We start from the raw sequence: 19,907 nt of genomic DNA on the forward strand, positions 1-19,907 counted from the left end.
TGTCCTCCTATTGCTCCAAGCGCTTGGATATTTTCAACTGAATCCAGGTAATGAACATAACAATGAAGAACAAGAATACCGATAGCGCGCTCGCATAGCCCATATTTCCGCTTCGGAAAGCTTGAATATAAATCATATAATCGATTGGTGTTGTCTCGTAACCGGGCCCGCCGCCTGTGATCGAATAAACAAGGCCAAACAGCCCGACAAAAACGTAAATAACATTGACGATCGTAAAGTAAAATATCGCTGGATATAACGACGGTATGACGATGTACATTAATCGCTGACGCCAATTGGCTCCGTCTATTTTGGCCGCATCAAACAATTCATTGGAGATCGAAGATAGCCCCGATAAAAAAATGAGCGTTCCTTGGCCTAGCGTCTGCCAGTAAAAACATAAAATCAAGATCATAAATTCGGTCGGCACCGTATTCAGCCAATCCGTCGTAAACGCGCCAAGTCCGGCATTTTCCAGAAGCGTATTCACAATCCCTTTATTCGTAAACATGGATTTTGCCAAAAAACCGATAACGACCGAGGAGAGGATCGCCGGCAAGTAATACACCGAACGAAACAAGCGCCACCCCGGAACCTCCTCATGCAGCAGAACCGATACCGTAAGCGATATGAACAAGATGCCCGGTACCGATAATAAAAAGATTAAGTTGTTACGCAGCATAAGCGGCAAATCGCCATTACTAAGGATCGTCTTAAAATTATCCCAGCCAACAAACGTAGAAGTGACCCCATCCCATTCCGTAAAGCTATGAAAAAAAGTGTTGAACATGGGATAACCTACGAATACAGCTAGCAACAGAAAAGCCGGCAGCAAGGAGAACAAACCTACCCATCGTTCTTGCTTGAGACCCATCCTTCTATTCCTCCTTGCCTTTTGGTTGAAGCGGCCTCCTTTCCTATGAAGGCCGCTCCTTAACCGCCTATTTATTTTTTAGAAGCGAATCGCGTTTCTGGTCGATTTTTTTCATAAATTCCTCTGYCGTCATTTTCCCGCTGGAAACCAGGGATTGCAGCGACATCATCTCGCTTGTCAGCTCCGCTGGGTAAACATTGTCTGGCCAGAAAATAGTGCTAGGTTCATTGGCCATATCCTGCATCGTTTTCACTAGCGGATCGGATACGTACTCGTTCACATCCACATCGTTGACGACTGTAATACGTGCTTCGCCCGACTTAATTTTGTTGATTTGCTCTTCCTTGCTCATCAGGAATTTGACGAAATCAGCCGTTTCTTTCTTGTGCTCCGAGTAGTTCGTCACCACAAATGCAGCGCCCACCCCGCCAGGACCGCCATCGTGGATTTTGACATCCTCGCTGAAGTCTGGAATTTTCATAAAGCCGACCTTGTCGCCCATCTCCTTGCTGAAGTTCAAGATGTCCGCATTTGCTCCAACCGTCATGCCGAGCTGCTCTTGAATAAACAGTTGTCGAACGGAATCATCGGCAATGACCAAGTTTTTCTCGAACAGCTCGCGCCAGCCCTTCATGACATTCACCAGCTTAGGATCGGAGAAATTGGTTGTGCCTTTGACCAAGCTGTCGAGACCCGGAATATCCACCGTTTGAGCAATCCAATAGTCCGGTACATGAAGGAAGCTGTCTTTAAACAAACCAAGCGGCGTAATATCCTTCGTCTTCACTTTCTCCAGCATAGCCACAAACTCTTGAAAATTTTTCGGGCGCTGGGCAATGGGATCGATTCCGGCATCCGCAAAAATTTTCTTGTTATACGCTAGAAGAAAAGTTCCGTCTGTCCCAAATGGAACGCCATAGGCTTTGCCATCAGCCGTAAAGTCTTCCGTTGTTGCGCTCCATCCAACGATTCTGGATCTTTCTTCACCTGAAAAGTAACTATCCATCGGCTCTAAAAATTGCTTAAACCGAAGCATATAGGAACCCGACCAGAGTACCGTTAAATCAGGACCGTTCTTAGCAATGCTGGCCGTTTGGAATTTAGCAAACAGCTCATCTCCGGAAGGAACATCCTGCACATCAATCTTCACATTGGGATGGGCCTTCTCATACCTTGCAACGGCCTGAGAAATGTAGAAGTCTTCTTTTTTCTTCGCTTTGTTATTCTCATCAATAGTCGCAAACCCTGAATTCCAGAAAACAATATTGACCTTCTCCTGTCCTTCCCCACCTGTAGAAGCGCTTTCATTTTCATTCTTGGAACATGCAGAAAGCGACATTGTAACCAGCATCATTAAAGCTATACTTAAAACAGACCATCTTCTCATTCTCATGGAAACCTTCCTTCTTTCGTTAGTTGATGTCTTGCTTCCTAGTATAGAAGCTTTCCATAAGCAGATGAATCTCCTAAGCCAACCATTTGATTTATCACTTTATATCCGAAGAGGATACCATTTATCATTTTTCAAGCCGCAGTTAACATCTTTTAATTCTTTTCAGCATCTGCATAATGTGAGGGTGCAATCCCCTTAATTTTCTTAAACATGCGGGTAAACGAGCTTAAGTTTAAGTAGCCCAGCTTGTCCGAAACCTCAGTTAAGGTCATTCCGCTGCGGATCATCGTTTCGGCCTGCTCCACCTTGGCTGTCAATACAGCGGTGCTGAAAGAAATCCCTTTCTCTTCCTTATATATTCTGCTGAGATATACAGGGCTTACTTTAAGATGCATTGCGATGGCATTTAAACTAATTTCATCAAACCTGTGCTCTTGAATAAACATTTCGGTGGCTTCAACAAACTTCTTTCTTTCATGGCCGTTCTTCTCTTTGAATGCCGGTTCCTGCAGCACATGGATAGCGTTGTATAACAAATGCACCGCTTGCGTTAATGAAACGCAGTCCAGCAGCTCAGATCTTTGGAAATAAGTCTCCGATGGTCGCCGTCCCGACATTTCGCAAATTTGCTTCAGCTGAAATAAAATATCCTCCAGTACATTTTGCAGCAGGTTTGGTTTGGGATATGGCGGGCCGACGACCTGCTTGAGGTTTGCCAGCAGATCTCCTGCCTGCTCGTATTGAAAGCTGGACAGTTTGTTCATTATCGCCTTTTTCCAAATAAACACGGCATCGGAAAGCGTTGCTTCAGGCAGCTCGCCCTGAAACAGGTGGTCATTTTCACAAAAATATTTGAGGCTTAGCAGGTCGCTAGCAAAACGACGATCATACACGGTCCACTCCCGCCAGTCTGTAAACCTTTTACTCACAGCAATGGATAGAGCATGGCCCAGATACTGCGAAACCGAGTCGATCAACAGCTTCGGGTCGATATCCGAGCTATTCGTGCTGCTTACCAATACATGCCATCGGTTATCATTTATGTTTTCCACGAACCCAATTAGCCTGCTGCGGTAAAGTTCAACAGCCATATGGTCAATCGAATGGCCTATTTTAACGATTTCTTGGGAAGTTAATTTGGATTCATCCTGAGAAGGATCTAACGCCACAACCCATGCCTCATATTCTCCCTTTTGCAGAAAATATTTATACTCTCCCAGCTTCTCGGCAAACGCTTCTGTCTCTTCACTGTTATACAAGCCGTGCAGCCAATCTCTTAATAAGCTGGCTTTACGAACGAATCTTGAACCCGCTTCCGGCGTCCCTTCTTCCTGAAAATGATGCTCCAGCAGCTTGGCCTTCATCTTCGCTGTCAGCTGCTTCAAAATAAGCTGAAGCTCTTCAATTTCCATCGTTGATTTTACGATGAAATCATGAACGCCCAGGCGCAGCGATTTGCGAACCGTTTCGAAATCTTGATTGCAGGTCAAAATAACAAATTCCCCGTCCGGATTTAAGGGCTTTACCTTCTCAATAAAATCAAGCCCATTCATTCTGGGAAGCAGAATATCCACAAGTGCGATGTCCGGCAGAAATCTCTCATACAGCTCAACAGCTTCAACTCCGTCTCTAGCTTCGCAGACGACCTCCAGCCCCATTTCAGACCAAGGAATTAATGATTTGATCCCCATTCTAACTAGCATATCGTCTTCAATAATCATCACTTTCATTCCGAATCTCCTCCATTATGATCGATATAGGGAAAGGTAAGCGTTACGTTCGTCCCTTTACCCACTGCACTTCGAATTTCGATGCCATACCTCTCGCCATACTCCAGCTGCAAGCGACGATGCACATTTTTAAGCCCGATCCCCGAGGTTCGTTCCTCATCCTCGTACTCATTGGAATCCGTTATCAGCATACCGGCAATGGAGCCTTCTTCAATTCCGACTCCGTTATCTATAACCTCCACCCGTACCTGCTCCCCTTCCATCGCGCAAGTAATCGTCAGCTGTGGCGTAATTCCATCAAGATTAGTAAATCCATGCATGATTGCATTCTCGACAATCGGCTGCAGCGTCAGCTTCAATATTCTTGCACCCTGCACCTCATGCGGCACATCCCATATCGTTTCAATTTTGATGAACATCCGTTTTTCCTGAAACGCAATATAGCTTCTGACATAATCCATTTCCTCGCCGACCGTGCTCCATATGGTTCGTGATTTGCTTAGTGTATAGTTCAGCATGCTGCTTAAATTAACAAGGGTCTGGGCAATCATCTTCTCGCCCTTCATTTCCGCCATCCAACGGATCGAATTAATCGAATTATGCAGGAAATGAGGCTTGATCTGGGACAGCAAGAGATTGAGCTCCAGGCTCGACTTTTCTCGTTCATCCGTTTTAATTCGCTCAATCTGTTCATTAATCCGGCTTAGCATTTGCTGAATGCCCGAGAATAAAATTTCGATTTCCTCCAAGCCTTTGTATTGAAAATTTCCAATGACATCCTGCCCCTGCCCAGTGTCATTAAAGCGTATTTTCCGAACCATCCTCGATAAATTCAGCACGGGTATCATCGCTTTTCTTGTGAATATATACAGGATAAGTGAAATCAAAAGAATGGACGACACGGTTACCGTGAGCGTATGGCTCCACAATTGCTTAGTGGGACTTGCCAAAAGCTCTTCCGGCGTTAACGCAATTAAATACCATCTTAAGAAGGGAATGTTTTGGATGGAGCAAAAGTAGCTTTGGCCGTTCCACTGAATCAAAAAGCTTTCATATCCCCCGCCGTCCACCTTCGCCTTCGATATCGCCTGTCTGGATAGCTCCTTCAGGCGGTCGTCATCATCTTCGCTAGAAATAAGCAATTCGCCGTCTTCCTGACTTATGAATGCAAGGGTTGAGCTGTTCAGTTGAATTTTGCGCAGCAGCCGCTGAAATAAACTCTCGTTGACCTCTACGTTCAAGAGGCCTAACGCCGAATTGCCATGTACAATATTTTTAGTGAAATAAAATGCGTTCTGCCCCTCCGAGAGGTCGTGAAAATTGGGGCCCACATTGCGATACATGATGTTGTTATCATAAGGTATCCTCTCGGAAGGCCAATTAAACTGCTGCACCACTTGCTTTAACCGTTCAACTTCTGTGTCATGCAAAACGCTATTGCTGAATACTTCCCCTTGATCGTTAATAATTTGTACGTATAAGGGCACTCTTAACCGATACGCAGCAGTGAACGACTTCAGCCGGTCTCTGACCGCATGTTCATTTATGGGAGCGTTATTATTTCGACTTAACAGCCTCTGTAATTCCTGATCCTGCGACAAGGTGCGAATATAATCCTCAATATGGTTCACATAAAAGTCCAAACTGATGGAGAGCGACTCCATATTGCTCGAAACCGATTTATCATATAGTGTCTCCACTTGCTGAACCGCTCCTTTGCCCAACATATAACCTTGGATAAGAACCGGAACAATAATAATACACATGAGCAGCAAAATAAGCGTAATTAAGTTCAGCCGGCGTTTTATCCGTATCATCTATAAACCCTCCTCTGCGGCTTCACATTTATTCATACAATGAATATTGTTTATTTATTTATTTGTTTATTTATTTGTTTCTGCATTCTTATTCAATTATTTCTTATCTTGTAGTGCTATTATATCCGGAATAATAATCAATACCATGATTTATTATATTTCCGCAAACACACCACGCGCCTCGTGTAATTTTATCGGTAGCTATGATCAGCATCCATAATTTTCTATCGTAGAAAAAAAGCCCGTACGGGAATGACCCCGTACGGGCTTTTTACGCTTGCTTGTCGCTTGCTCTATTAAACCATTACTTTGCAAATATCGTTCGTAAACGCAACTGGATCTTGAATTGGCAAACCTTCGATGAGAAGCGCTTGGTTGTAAAGCAGGCTTGTATAAAGAGCCAGCTTCACTTTATCCTTCCCAGCAGCATCCTTCAACGATTGGAAAATTTCATGGTTCACGTTAATTTCGAGCACCTTGTCTGCTTTTACGTCTTGGCTGTTCGGCATCGCATTCAAGATTTTTTCCATTTCAATCGTTACTTCGCCTTCTGTGGATAAGCACACAGGGTGTGTTTTAAGGCGTTTTGAAGCTTTTACGCTTTTTACTTTATCGTTAAGAATTTCTTTCATCTGCTCGAAAAGCTCTTTATTGGCATCCTGCTCTTCGGCCGTTTCCTTGTCCTTCTCGTCCTCTTCAATACCAAGATCGCCGCTTGATACCGACTTGAATTCCTTATCCTTATACTTCGCAACCATCTTGATAGCAAATTCATCAATATCGTCCGTGAAGTACAAAATTTCAAAGCCTTTATCCGTTACCAGCTCGGTTTGCGGAAGTCTATCAATCCGCTCAATCGATTCACCGGAAGCATAATAAATGTACTTTTGATCCTCGCTCATTCTTGACACATACTCGTCCAGTGTAACTAGCTTCTTCTCTTTCGAAGAGTGGAACATAAGCAGGTCTTGAAGCACTTCTTTGTTCACGCCGTAATCGTTGTATACGCCGAATTTCAGCTGTCTGCCGAATGCTTTGTAGAACGACTCATACTTCTCTCTGTCATCCTTCAATATGCCAAGCAGCGCGCTCTTGATCTTGCTGTTGATGTTTTTCGCAATCAGCTTCAGCTGACGGTCATGCTGCAGCATTTCACGTGAAATGTTGAGCGATAGATCCTCCGAATCAACCATACCTTTAACGAAGCTGAAATAATCCGGCAGCAGGTCTGAGCATTTATCCATAATTAGAACGCCATTTGAATAAAGCTCCAGCCCCTTCTCATATTCCTTCGTATAATAATCGAAAGGTGTGCTCTCTGGAATATACAAAATCGCATTGTACACAACAGCGCCATCCGCACTAATATGAAGATGCTTGATCGGTTTGTCGAAGCCGTAACGTTTTTCAAAATAAAACTGATCATAATCTTCCGATGTCAGCTCATTTTTATTTTTACGCCAGATCGGCACCATGCTGTTAACGGTTTGCTCTTCTTGATATTCCTCAAACTCGTTTTCCGCATCTGCTTTAGGCCRTTGGCCTTTGACATCCATCTTAATTGGGTATCGAATAAAATCAGAATATTTTTTGATGATCGACTTCAAACGGTACTCTTCCAAGTACTCATCGTATTGATCATCTTCGGTATTTTCCTTAATATTAAGTACAATTTCCGTACCAACGGAGTCCTTCTCGCATGACTCAATTGTATAACCGTCGGCGCCAGTTGATTCCCATTTGAACGCCTCATCGCTGCCAAGAGCTTTGGTCACAACGGTAACCACATCCGCCACCATAAATGCAGAGTAGAAGCCTACGCCGAATTGACCGATAATGTTATGTCCATCCTTAAGCTCATTTTCCTTCTTAAAGGCAAAAGAGCCGCTCTTCGCAATAACGCCAAGGTTATTCTCCAGCTCTTCCTTCGTCATGCCAATCCCTGTATCGGTGATCGTTAATGTTCGTTTTGCCTTGTCGGCAACGACTTTAACATAATAATCCTCTTTGTTAAATACCATTTGGTCATCAGTTAGCGCTCTGTAATATAGCTTGTCGATCGCATCGCTGGCATTCGAGATCAGCTCTCTCAAAAAAATCTCGCGCTGCGTATAAATGGAATTAATCATCATTTCCAGCAATCGTTTCGATTCTGCTTTGAACTGTTTTTTGGACATGGATAGATCCCCTTTCCATTCATCAATAATTAGTAAGCCTAAAGGTAACGCAACAGGAAGGCTTGTTCAACGTTTATTAAACCGCTACCTTATATTTTAGCACTCAAACTCTTTGAGTGCCAATCCTTCTTTTTATATATCATAAACTATTTTTCGATGTCAACCTTCTTCCTATAATATCCATCCTTTGTCTATTAAAAAAAGAGCTTCCCCGAAAGGTAATAAACCTTCGGGCAGCTCCTCTTACGCTGTTGCAGCTATTTCCTTAAAACAGTTGTTCTTGAAATGGCTTTTTCAGCAGCTTGCGATAACGGCTCTGATGCGAATAAAACTTTTCGCGAATCATATCCGTTTCTTTTTCAATTTTGGCTGCTCTGTCCAGAATGCTTTCGCCAAGTGCCGTATCGCCGGTGGAGAGCACATAATCCTGAAGATCCACCGAACAGCCAAAGTCTATGCATTTGAATCGATATCCAAGGCTTACGAACGGCACCCCTGCCGCTGCTGACAGGTAACTAGCATGCAATTTGAAATTGATCGTCAGCGCATAGGACTTAAGCTTCTCCATCAAATCCTCATGATGGTACAGCTCCAAATCAAGATCCACATTCGTCTGGTTTCCCAGCTTCGAATATAGACGCTTGCAAGCTTCTCTATCAGGACCCCAAACGGAGAAAATATTGATGCGATAGCCCTGCGATATTAATATACGCAGCGCCTCTACCAATTGCTGCTCTACCTTTTCCTCATTGCCGCCGAATATTCGATTATAAGCAGTTCCCCAGTTCACACCAATCGTTCTGCTAGCCTGCCCATTCTTGCGTGGCGACGGTGCAGGCAGCAGAAATGCCGGGTCACCGCTTATGATCGCCTGCTCCATTCTGACGCCAGAATCCTCGAGAAACTGATAGGACAATGGACCTCGGACGCCGCAATACTTTGACATCTTCACTAGCTCAGCTAATTTCTCATTAGTTGCCAGGTTCTCATCGGTGTAGGCCAAATGGGCTGCGACCTTCCCCGAGGCATCAAATACAGGAAACTCCTGTCTGTCATGACCGCTGCCCCAAATCATTACTTTTTTATGGTTCCTAGCCGCTTGATAAGCAACATCGATATAACCTGGAATGAGCAGCGAGCCGCCGCCGAGCACGACAACATCATACGGACCCGAGTTCCGAATATCTACCCCAGGTATTGACGGAATGACATCATATTTTTTCTCAGGCAGATAAGCTCTGCACAGGTCGCGAAACAACAGCCACATTAACTCATCGCCAACATTGCTAAACCCTAACCAGCCTACATACAAAATTCTTTTCACTCCGTACCGCCCTTCATTAAATCTCTCCAATTGCTGAACGATACACGCTCATAATTTGATCAATGGATTGATCGATATGAAACTCACGTTCCACCCAACGTCTTCCCTCTATTCCATTAGCGCGCAGCCCCTCCAGCCTGCGGCATCCATCTGCAATCTCGCTTGCAAACAAATAACGGGAATAAGCGGCAGACGAACCGTGGTCTCCAAAATAGTTAAGCCAAGCCTGCTCATAATTGCTCGGCTCCACCCAGCCAAAATAGCCATGGTTGCCAATGGCAAGCACTGGCTTCTCGCAAGCCATTGCCTCCAGCGCAACGCGTCCCGTACCGACAACGATATCTGAAGCATTGTAATACTCTCGCATTTGAGATTGTTTTCCAACCATATGAATGAACCGTCTTCCGATTTCCACCTGAATGAATTCCGCAAGTTCTGAAATTGCATTATATTTAGGGCCATCCCCGACAACGACAAGCTCAAGCTTATCCCACCCATAACGATAAAGATCCTTCATCGCCCGCAGCAGGACATCACATGCTGTTGCCTTTCCCCAAGCCAAGCGGCTAGCATACATAAGTACAATTGCATCTTCAGAAATACCTAAGTCTGAGCGAAGCTTTGCGCCGCTGGATGGATAAAACTCCGCTAGATCGATGCCATTCGGGACAACGATAGACGGAAAGCCAAACCGCGTGATGTAGCTTTGAAGAGGATCACTTACACAGATGACCGATTCCGAGTAAACAAGCAGCGATTTTAGAGCAGTTTGCGGATAATAGGTGCCATGAACGGTAAATATAGACGGAATTCCTAATAGATTAGCTGCCTTTGCCGTAAATAGACCTGATGGAGTCTGATGCACATGAACGCAATCCACTTTCTCGCTTCGCATAATTTCCTGCAGCCTAACGATTCGCTCCGTTTGAACTGACGCTCCAGCTGGCTGGAATTCAAACAAATATACATGGCACCCGGCATCCTCAAACCGAAACCGCATAGGGCCGTCCGCGGCAACTATACTCACTCTTTGACCTATTTTTATTAGTGCTTTTGCTAGACTTAATACATGTGTTTCCGTACCGCCGGCATCCACACTGTCCAGAGCCATTAAGACGGATAACGGCGAGCCTGCCATTTCACCTCACTCCTTTTTCGCATAAAAAGCCAATGATCGTTGGCTCGCATGCAGACGATAGTAATAAAGAATTTCAGGAATATTTTCAATACGAGCTTTGTTATTCAAAAATTTAACGATGAACTCATAATCCTCCGCCCCGACAATTCGGCGGCTCAATCCGCCAATCTGGTCAAAAGCATCGCCGCGAAACATGATCGTACCATGGCAAACACAGTGACCGCCGCTGCGGTAAACATTAAGAATATCGTCACCGAAACGCAGCCATTTTTCCTGAACATACTGCCTCTTCTCGGCCTCATCAAAGCTAGCATAGCTCGTTCCTACCAGTGCAGCCTCTGCATGGCTTTGGAGATACGCTACTTGTTTCTCTAAACGCTGCGGATGAGAGAAATCGTCCGCATCTTGTACCGCGATATATTGTCCGCGAGCGTGGAAGAAACCCGTCGTAACGGCTCCAGAAAAACCAATATTTCTAGGAAGTCTAACGAGTACTATAGATTCTGTACCCGCTACTCCGTTTGCTTCGCACCAAGCCTCGATAACATCCAGCGACCTATCGGTCGATGCGTCATCTACAATGATGATTTCTTTATTCAAATACGTTTGACTCATCAAGCTGTCCAAACATTCAATGAGATATGCTGCACGATTATAATTTGCAATAACGATACTTACTTTTCCAAATTCCCGCTGCATCCTATCTCTCCTTTCTTGCCCTCTCTCCTGTAAATGGCATGCAAAGCCTCAAAATGATCCCCTATTATTTGCATCGTTGCAATGGAATGGTCTCCTCCGGCATTGCTGTGTTTGCTCGGACGATAACGGTTTAAGCGATCAACTTCTACGCAGTGAACGGGTTTGACGGTTAACCCCCCGAGCAGTCCCAGCGCATAAGCTTTCGGCGGACATAATAAAATGGACCATTGAATGACATCAAGCGCCCGCCTATTCAGCGCAAATGGAACATGCACGAGTGAAGCATTCGCCAGATCCTCGCGGCCAACTGCCATATTCAGTGCTATTTTCAGCGTTGTCACGGCACTCCAAGGCACGCGCATGCTGAGGTGGTGATCCAGCTTATTAATAGCCAAATCACATTCCCTTAGCAACGCATTAGGAAAAGGAGCAAGCTCCTTCCAAGGGATATGAAAATCACCATCCACAAACAGCAGCGCATCGCCAGTGGCTGCATATGCGCCAATAGCTCTGCCAACATCCGTTCCGAGCGGCTCCTGAAAAACTATGACCGACGCGCCAAGCTCTCTAGCAATACTCTCTGTACGATCATTGCAGCCATTTACAACTACGATAATTTCAGCTGGCGACAGCAATATAGCCTCTTGAATGACACGCCCTATTGTCCGTTCCTCGTTTTGAACGGGTATAATCACTGACAAGCGCTGGTGAACCCCGCGCCGATTGCCTGCTTGGGAGAAATCTCTTCCTTTTCGTAAAGGAGGCAGCACATCCTTATCTGCGATCAATCGCTCGACATAGTCACGCCTTCTTCCGTCATCCGTACAGCCATTCCTATAAAATCCGGACATATTCGATGACCCGCAAACGTATCAACACATCTTCCGTCCCACCGTATCCAGGTACACTCAAGGTTCGAACCACAATGTACGAGAAGCCCACCGTCAGCAGCACACCTGCAACCACATCCCCATTAGAGAGAATAACTTCTACATCTCTCCCTAGGTACGTGCGCAGCTTAAAATAAAATGACACCTAATCAACTCCTACCGTATGATACCCTCATCCTATTCGCTAGATTAATAGAGAGAACGGCATACGACTATTTTGAAAAAATTTTCATAGAATAGGCAAAAAAAAGAGAAGCCCTCTTTCCCACTTTATCAGTGAGTTCGAAGGCTTCTTCCTGGTCATTTAATGAGCCGCATCGCTCATCCCAAACTTATTGCTTGTTGTAAATGGCATACATAATAACAGCTGCTTCCGCGCGGGTTGTATAACCAAGCGGGTTAAGCTTAGCGCCGTCGCCCTTCACAATGCCGTTCGCTACGAGAAGAGCAGCACTGTCCGTAGCATAAGCTGCTAGCTGCTTCAAATCGGTGAACGATTTCAACTGCTCCGAGCTTCCTGCTTGCAGCTTTTTGCCAGAAATATTTAACGCTCTTGCTGTCATCGCGATCATTTCTTGCCTTGTAATGGAGGCATTCGGATCAAACGTACCGTCCGCACGGCCAGTTACTACGCCAAGCTTCTTCGCAATGGCAACCGCATCATAATAATAAGAACCCTTTGCGACATCGGTAAACTGACTATCATACGCAGCGTTAAGACCTAAAGTTTTCACGAGCAGGGTAATAAAATCTGCCCGCTTCACATTTTGAGCTGGAGCGTATGCATTATCCGATATGCCGTTGATGACGCCTTTAGCCGACATTACCTTAATCGCTTGTTGCGCCCAAGGATATTTGCCAAGATCGTCAAACGTTTTGCTTACGAATACTACGCCATACGTACTGAAATGATTTACTGTGAAAAGCACAGCACCTTGCGATTTGTCATACTTGCCGCTTGGCACTGCAATCACTTTACCTGCTGCGTCGAAATACCACACTGTAATCTGCTCGCTGCTCGCCAGCTCATCAGCTGTTGGAGTATAACTAAACGATACGTTTACAGCAGCTTCTGGATTGCTCCATTCCACTTTAACGCCGTCAACGTAGAGATTCAGCTCAACCGCAGGACGGCTGCCGATGGCTGCTCTCACTTCTTCTCTAAGCTTTGTTTTATCGATGTTCGCAATCACAATGGACACGTTTTTCGCATCCGAAGGCAGTGATTTCAACATATGGCTTGGTACAACAATCGTACCCGTACCTGTCTGAATTTCATACTGTACCGACAGCTTAGCCTCGCTAATAGTCCCTTTAGGCAATTGCACCTCGTAGCCTTTAGCTCCATTTACACTCGGTACTTTAATTGTAATGGTTTGAACGGTACCATTATTTCCTTCTACTGCTTTCAAAGCTTCGTCGATAAGCTTTTGGCTTATCGCAGTTTTACCAAGTCCGCTAGCCGTGTCCATGACCGGAGTTGGTGCCGGTATTGTGCCCTTCCCACTCGGAGGCGTCGTAGGAGCTGGCGTTACAGCTGGCCCCGTCGGTGACGTCGGTGTTGGTGTTGGCTCCGTTGGTGTCGTCGGCGTTGGTGTTGGTGTTGGCTCTTCCCCTGGCGTAATGATATACGTAAATGGTGCAACAAAGCTGTCCTTCATTCCTGCTTTAATCGCAATCGTGCGGAGCACTGTCAGCTCCGAGAGCTTAAGCTCTCCTTTGTACAATTGCCCGTTTGTACTGCTAGGCAGCGATCCATCTGTTGTATAGTAAATGGCAGCCCCTTCTGTAGCAGTCGTTAAAGCAACCGTTTTGGTTCCTTTGTAGGCTCCAGCTTTCAACGAAGCAGTCGGAAGCGCTGTGGCACCTGTAATTTGCGTAACCGCTTCAGTCTGCTCAAGCGTGATCCAATCCAGGTTTGCCCCATCATTATTGCTAGTAAATTGAATCGTTTGTACGCCTTCTGCAAGCTCTACAATGCCAGAAGCCTCCGCATATTTATCCCATCCGCCACTTGCTCCTAGCGGCGTAGTAGACAACTTTTGCCCATTCACGGACAACGTTCCACTCACGCCAGCTTGCGGCGTTGCATAACGGTAGGTCACTTTGTAGAAGCTCGATTTTGCGATATTTACGTCAAAATAAAGCGAGCCTGCTGCCGCGATAAAGCCTACGTTTTTGAATAACAGCGTTTGTCCGTCCATATTGCTTTGAACAGCAGCCGCATCCGCATGGGTGTAGCTTTCCGCTTCAATTTTCATAACGCCGCTCTGATCCATTACCTGTACAACATACGGCTCAAATTTAATGCCTCTAAGCTCGTAGCCGGATGCTCCAGCCAGAATACGAAGCTTTTGGTCACCTTCAACGAGATCAATGACGATTCGCATTTCAACGACCTGGTTGTAAAGGTTTGGTACGTTAATCGTTTTCCGAACAGCGCCGTCTTGCGCCTCCAGCACGATGCCATTCACAGCTTGGCCGCCAGATGTAGCCTTAAAGGTTGCAACATAGGAACCAGTTGCTGGCACGTGCACCAAATAATCGGCATAATCGCCCGCATCAATTTGGGTTAGCCTGCTCGCGCTTCCTGTTCCAGACACTGCGAATCCTTTTAATCGATTGAACTGATCCAAGGAATCAAGGGACAAAAGATTTACTGGCTCCTTCACATTTTCGGTTCCAAGCAGCACTGCCATAGCGTTTAACGCCGTACCTCCTGTTGAATCATCGTAGGCTTGCAGTGGAACGTTAACCTGCAATTCCAATTCATTATAGTAAACGGTTCCGCTCCAGTTCAGCGTAAGCTTCACTCGATTAGGGCTGAGAAGCTCCGCCGAGCGCAGTGATACGCCTCCTTGCGTGGTCGCCGCTCCCGATACGGTTATCGCTCCAAGCTGACTCTGCACGAATGTACCGCCAGCAAGGGTAACGATTAGCTCCTTGTTATTTACGCCATAAGCAATCTGTCTCTCTGACAAGGATAACGACTCCGCATCATCAATAGCCTTAATGATAACTTTAGAGCTCATCGTCTTACCTGTGCTTCCAGAAGCAGCTTCATATGTGCTGGCTGTTACCGTAGCGGTACGATCAGAGTCATAGTCTCTAGTCGCCCCTCCTCCTAAGGTAAGCTTAGCCATATGGTCATCAACACGATAAACGCTGTCTACAACCGTTCCCGCATACCCTTCGATGGACCAATTGGAGGAAGTCAGCTCCTCTTTATACGTGTCGTTAAGCAGCCGGACAAAAATATGGCTTCCAGCCTCTGCACCTTCTGTTACGGCTGAGGCATCTGCGATAATAGCAGGCCCAACCGCAATGGCATTCAAGTTGAAGCCTTGATCAACGATTCGAACTCTTAGCGTATGAACACCTTCAGTCAGAGCAACTGTATCTGAAGCCATTGCCCAAGCATCCCAGCTCTCGCTGTTTGGAAGCTCAGTCGTTTTCAGTACATTTCCTCCTAGTGAAAGCTCAGCTTTCGCTCCGTCATAGGTCGTGGAATATTGATACGTTATACCGTAGTTTCCATCCGCCGGAACCTGCACCTTATATTCCATCCAATCATTCGGATCGGCATAGCTGACCACTGAGCCGTTTACGAGTACATTATAGGCAGATGTGAATTTACTCGCCTCTATAGATGCAGGAAGTGAAATAGCTGCCTTATCCGCCTTCGTGAACGCAATACTTCTAACATTGAAGTCGTTTTTACTCACTTTCATCGTTAATTTATGCGCACCCTCTGGAAGCATAACGCGCTCGCGGCGATTAGCGAAGTACTCCCATTGGTACGTCGTCTGATTGATCGGCAGTGACACAAGCGGCTGGCCATCCAGTTCAAAGCCAACTAGACCATCCGTTTGGAAACCTGCAATCGCCAGATCGAGTTCATACTCGCCTGCTTCTGCTACATTTACAACATAATCGAACGACGCTGTTCCATTTGGTGCAAAAGAACCTAAGTATCCGTTCGGATTAACCTGGAACTCGCCTTCTGCTGAAGCAAAGCGCGTAGCGTCAATCGTTGCTGGAACGTTTGTTATTTGCGTACGATTCCAGCGATAGGTTGCTGCTGATTTGGCTGGAATGACCGCTTCAATTTGAAGTCCATCAACTATAATTTTAAATGGCTGCGGGTCACTCGTTTGGTTGATGACAACCGTTACAATTTCTTTGCCGTCTGGGCTTGCAAACGCAACGTTGGTTACTGTCGCAGCCGAGCCGTAATTGCTATCGATTCGCACATAACCAGGCTTCACGAATTTCGTAAACTGCCCCATCAAATAATACTCCGGCAGCAGCCAGTAGTGATCTGGATTCGAGGAATCCTGTACGACTGGGGTCGGATCAGGAATGCCTACCCATTGATGGGATGAAATATCGCTGTCCAGCATCGTAACCCAGCTGTTATAGCTTTTGGCATAGTTGCGGAAATATTGTGCGATTCGGTCAGCACCCGTAGTGCCCCATACCGCACGCTCCGTCAAATACACGCTTTTCTGCGGGAACAGCTTTTGAAGCTCCGTCATCATGGACAGCTCGCCGCCATAATCGTGGAACGCCGTCCCTTCTATGGCATCGTAAGCCCCTTCTACGGAATTGCCCAGAATTTGTGCTGGATAAGCCATCGTATCGCCAGGATTGTGGTCGAACATCCATAGCTTTACACTTTTGATTTTTGCATTGCTATTCTGATCTAGCTTCGCCCGCAGCAGCTTGGCTAGACGTGACGCTTGCTGCCATGACATCGCTGTACTTGGATAATCAATTTCGAGCAGCGGCTCATTTTGCAGCGTCATGCCTTCAAAGTAGATGCCATGCTCTGCGTAAGCCTCTAAAAATTTCACATAATAATCTGCAAGCACAGGAAGGTATTCTTCCTTCACTTGGCCTCTAACCATGCTGCCCGTTGTTTTCATCCAGCCTGGAGGGCTCCAAGGCGATGCAAAAAACTGAACATCGGGATTAATCGCTTGTATCTTTTTGACGGTTGGAATGATGCCAAAATCAATATCCTTCTGAATGGAAAATTTCTTAAGCTCAACGTCCGTTTCACCGGCAGGCAAATCATCGTACGAATAAAACTTTTGCGCTGTAAAATCGGAGGTTCCGATCGTTAGGCGAATCAAGCTCATGCCGATGCCGTTATCCTTGTCGATTAATTGGCGAAGCAGCTCTGTCTGCTTCTCCGGAGACATTTTCACAAGATTATGAATCGTCGCTTCTTCCATGGACGAACCAATTCCCAGCATCGTTTGATACTTTTTATCCGGATTTATCGTAATCGTTGTCGCTTTGCTGTTATCTGGAAGGGTAATATCTAAATTCGTCTGCTGCTCCAGCTTCTTATCGCCAGCTTGATAACGATCCGCATAATACCATTTGCGGTCACCCGCATCACGTTCACTGGAGATCCATGCCTCAACAGCTCCGCTAATCAGTGCTGGCTGTTCGCCGCCTCCATTACCTGGATCAGTGCCGCCACCGCCGCCGCCAGCTGGAACATCGCCTGTGCGCGTAAACTCTACCCAGTTAAAATTAATGTCTCCGGCAATAAACTCAAGCCTCAGCTTTTGAATGCCTGCTTGGCTTAGCAYGATATTCTCGACGCTGGCCGTTTGCCAGCTTTGCCAGCCTCCAGTGGAGCCTACGCTCAATGTGCCAAGCGTCGCTCCCCCTTCGCTCTTAATCTTAATCCCAGTTGCGCCGCCGTTGCCAGCATAGCGGAAATCGGCTTTATAGGTACCGGGTTCACTCACTTTCACCCTATAATCCAGCCATGCGCCGCCGGACGTCCAGCCAATATTTTTGCCGCCGCCAATGTCCTGCGCGTCCTCTGTATTTAATCCGCTGCTCTTCGCATCGAACGCTTCCGCCTCGACCTTGCCCGGGATAGGCAGTGAAGGCTTCTCTGGTTCTACAGGCTTGCTCGGCAGATCAGGCGTAGCCTGCCCGCTCGTCAAGCCGTATCCGATAGGAAACAGCAAATTCGGACTGGATTCGGTCATAATTGGATAATTATTCGTTACATAAAATGGCCATTTGATCGGGTTTTTCCCTTTAAACGGTTTGCCCCCAATTAGTACATCAGCCACGCCTTGACCTTCCGTACCTGGAAGCCATGCTGCGACAAGCGCATCCCAGTCACCCAGTTGATCCGCTATCGTAAGCGGGCGTCCGGATACAAGAACAACAACGAGTGGAATGTTCGGATCAGCTGCACGAATATTTGCAATCGTTGCCAGATCCTCTTCGTCGAGATTCAGGCTCGTACGATCTCCATTCGTTTCTGCATAAGGCGTTTCGCCTACAACAGCAATAGCTACGTCATAGCCAGCAGCGCCGCGGCCATGCTTGTTGTACGTTACCGTCTTCGCGGCTCCTGCAACCTCTTTGAGCCCTTCATAAATTGTCGTTCCGGTCGTAATCGCCCCGGATGCTCCCTGCCAAGTAATCGACCAGCCGCCAGATTGGTTGCCGATATCGTTCGCATTTTTACCTGCTACGAAGATTTTGTCCATATCCTTCAGCTGAGACATAATCGGTGAACCGTTCACCTCATCGTTCTTCAGAAGAACGAGCGACTCCGCCGCAGCTTGACGCGCAAGCGCACGATGCTCAGATGCACCGAAGTAGCCTGCCAAATCCGTATCTGTCTTTGGATTCTCAAATAGGCCAGATGAAATTTTCACCTTCAAAATACGAAGAACTGCATCATTGATACGCTCTTCCGTAATACTGCCATCCTTAACAAGACTAATTAAATGCTCAAGGCTGGCTCTCCAGTCACCCGTCAGCATGAACATATCTACGCCTGCATTAACGGATGCTTTCAGCTGATCTTTCAAGCCGCTGACTGCTTTGCCGTCTTGATCACGCGTGATTTGCTGAATCGCATTATAATCCGAAATAACAAAACCTTTAAATCCAAGCTCACCCTTCAGCACATCCGTAAGAAGCCGCTTATTCGCATGCATCTTAAGGCCTTGAATGCTGTGGTAAGATGCCATTACCGTTTGTACACCTGCATCAACGGCAGCTTTGTACATCTCTAAATCACTTGCAATGAGCTGATCCTCTGTGTACTTCGTTATATTCCCTTGGTTAACGCCGTTATCCGTATAGCCTTCACCTAAAAAATGCTTCGCAGCGCCAACGACATGTTTCGTCTGACTGCGCTCCGCAGCTGTTTCTCCTTGCAGCCCTTGAATGTATGCTGCACCAAGCACCTTGGATATCGCTTGATTGCCGCTGTATCCTTCATAGGTTCGGCCCCACCGAATATCCTGCGGGGCTGCAATCGTCGGCGCAAAATCCCAATTTGCTCCGGTTGCGCGTATTTCCTTTGCTGTCGCGGCGCCGATTTGTTTCACCAGCTCAGCATTATTCGCTGCACCCAAACCGATATTATGCGGGAACAAGGTTGCTCCCTTCACATTGTTATGTCCGTGTACTCCGTCTACGCCATACAGCAGCGGAATCCCAAGACGCGTAGAAAGCGCGCCGTCCTGATAGCCGTCTATAAGCGTCTGCCAATTTTCACGCGTGCTGTCCTGCTGCTTGCCGCTTGGGAACGAACCGCCGCCGCTAAGCACCGAGCCGATAAAATATTGCCTTACTTCCTCAGGTGTAATATTCGACTTCTCTGGCTGTATCATTTGTCCTGCGCGCTCTTCTAGTGTCATCCGGGCAAGCAGATCCGCCGCCCTTGCATCCACGCTTTTTGATGGGTCCAAGTACGTCGGCAATCCCCCATTTGACTGCGCCAAAGGCGCTGCTCCTACTGAAAGCAAGCTCGTCATTAGCGATATGACAAGCAGCATCGCCGTCATCATCGACATTTTTCTTTTCAAACC

General features: G+C 46.5%; 11 protein-coding genes. All 11 read right to left on the reverse strand.

Going from position 1 to position 19,907, the window contains the following annotated elements:
• Positions 1-7 precede the first annotated feature (7 nt).
• The 11 genes from AB4Z17_RS02190 to AB4Z17_RS02240 all read right to left on the reverse strand — a co-directional run bounded on the left by AB4Z17_RS02190 (position 8) and on the right by AB4Z17_RS02240 (position 19,904).
• Positions 8-874, reverse strand: coding sequence for a carbohydrate ABC transporter permease (locus AB4Z17_RS02190; protein WP_083681827.1), 867 nt, complete (start codon positions 872-874; stop codon positions 8-10).
• A 67-nt stretch (positions 875-941) separates the two neighbouring features.
• Positions 942-2,228 carry an ABC transporter substrate-binding protein gene (locus tag AB4Z17_RS02195; protein ID WP_441957894.1) on the reverse strand — a complete coding sequence of 429 codons (1,287 nt, stop codon included), beginning with the start codon at positions 2,226-2,228 and terminating at the stop codon, positions 942-944.
• Positions 2,229-2,419: 191 nt separating this feature from the next.
• The gene (locus tag AB4Z17_RS02200) at positions 2,420-3,997 is read right to left on the reverse strand and encodes a response regulator transcription factor (protein WP_441957896.1); all 1,578 of its coding nucleotides are present in this window, start codon (positions 3,995-3,997) and stop codon (positions 2,420-2,422) included.
• Positions 3,994-5,814 (reverse strand): sensor histidine kinase, encoded by a 1,821-nt coding sequence (locus AB4Z17_RS02205; protein ID WP_441957898.1) that lies wholly within the window; start codon positions 5,812-5,814, stop codon positions 3,994-3,996. The genes AB4Z17_RS02200 and AB4Z17_RS02205 overlap by 4 nt, the downstream gene beginning before the upstream one ends.
• 296 nt (positions 5,815-6,110) lie before the next feature.
• On the reverse strand, positions 6,111-7,991 hold the full coding sequence (gene htpG, locus AB4Z17_RS02210; protein ID WP_441957899.1) for a molecular chaperone HtpG: 1,881 nt from the start codon (positions 7,989-7,991) through the stop codon (positions 6,111-6,113).
• A gap of 265 nt (positions 7,992-8,256) precedes the next feature.
• Positions 8,257-9,315 (reverse strand): polysaccharide pyruvyl transferase family protein, encoded by a 1,059-nt coding sequence (locus AB4Z17_RS02215; RefSeq protein WP_441957900.1) that lies wholly within the window; start codon positions 9,313-9,315, stop codon positions 8,257-8,259.
• Between the two features lie 16 nt (positions 9,316-9,331).
• Positions 9,332-10,453: a glycosyltransferase gene (locus AB4Z17_RS02220; RefSeq protein ID WP_441957901.1), complete on the reverse strand. Its 1,122-nt coding sequence runs from the start codon at positions 10,451-10,453 to the stop codon at positions 9,332-9,334.
• Positions 10,454-10,459: 6 nt separating this feature from the next.
• Positions 10,460-11,152 carry a glycosyltransferase family 2 protein gene (locus AB4Z17_RS02225; RefSeq protein WP_441957903.1) on the reverse strand — a complete coding sequence of 231 codons (693 nt, stop codon included), beginning with the start codon at positions 11,150-11,152 and terminating at the stop codon, positions 10,460-10,462.
• Positions 11,128-12,003 (reverse strand): glycosyltransferase family 2 protein, encoded by an 876-nt coding sequence (locus tag AB4Z17_RS02230; protein ID WP_441957905.1) that lies wholly within the window; start codon positions 12,001-12,003, stop codon positions 11,128-11,130. Before AB4Z17_RS02230 ends, AB4Z17_RS02225 begins: the two co-directional genes overlap by 25 nt.
• Positions 11,987-12,187: a hypothetical protein gene (locus tag AB4Z17_RS02235; protein ID WP_076267366.1), complete on the reverse strand. Its 201-nt coding sequence runs from the start codon at positions 12,185-12,187 to the stop codon at positions 11,987-11,989. The genes AB4Z17_RS02230 and AB4Z17_RS02235 overlap by 17 nt, the downstream gene beginning before the upstream one ends.
• A gap of 187 nt (positions 12,188-12,374) precedes the next feature.
• The gene (locus AB4Z17_RS02240; protein ID WP_441957907.1) at positions 12,375-19,904 is read right to left on the reverse strand and encodes a glycoside hydrolase family 3 N-terminal domain-containing protein; all 7,530 of its coding nucleotides are present in this window, start codon (positions 19,902-19,904) and stop codon (positions 12,375-12,377) included.
• Between the last annotated feature and the right edge of the window lie 3 nt (positions 19,905-19,907).

This window comes from Paenibacillus sp. TAF43_2 (genome assembly GCF_052113545.1).
In the GTDB taxonomy this organism is placed as follows: Bacteria; Bacillota; Bacilli; order Paenibacillales; family Paenibacillaceae; genus Pristimantibacillus.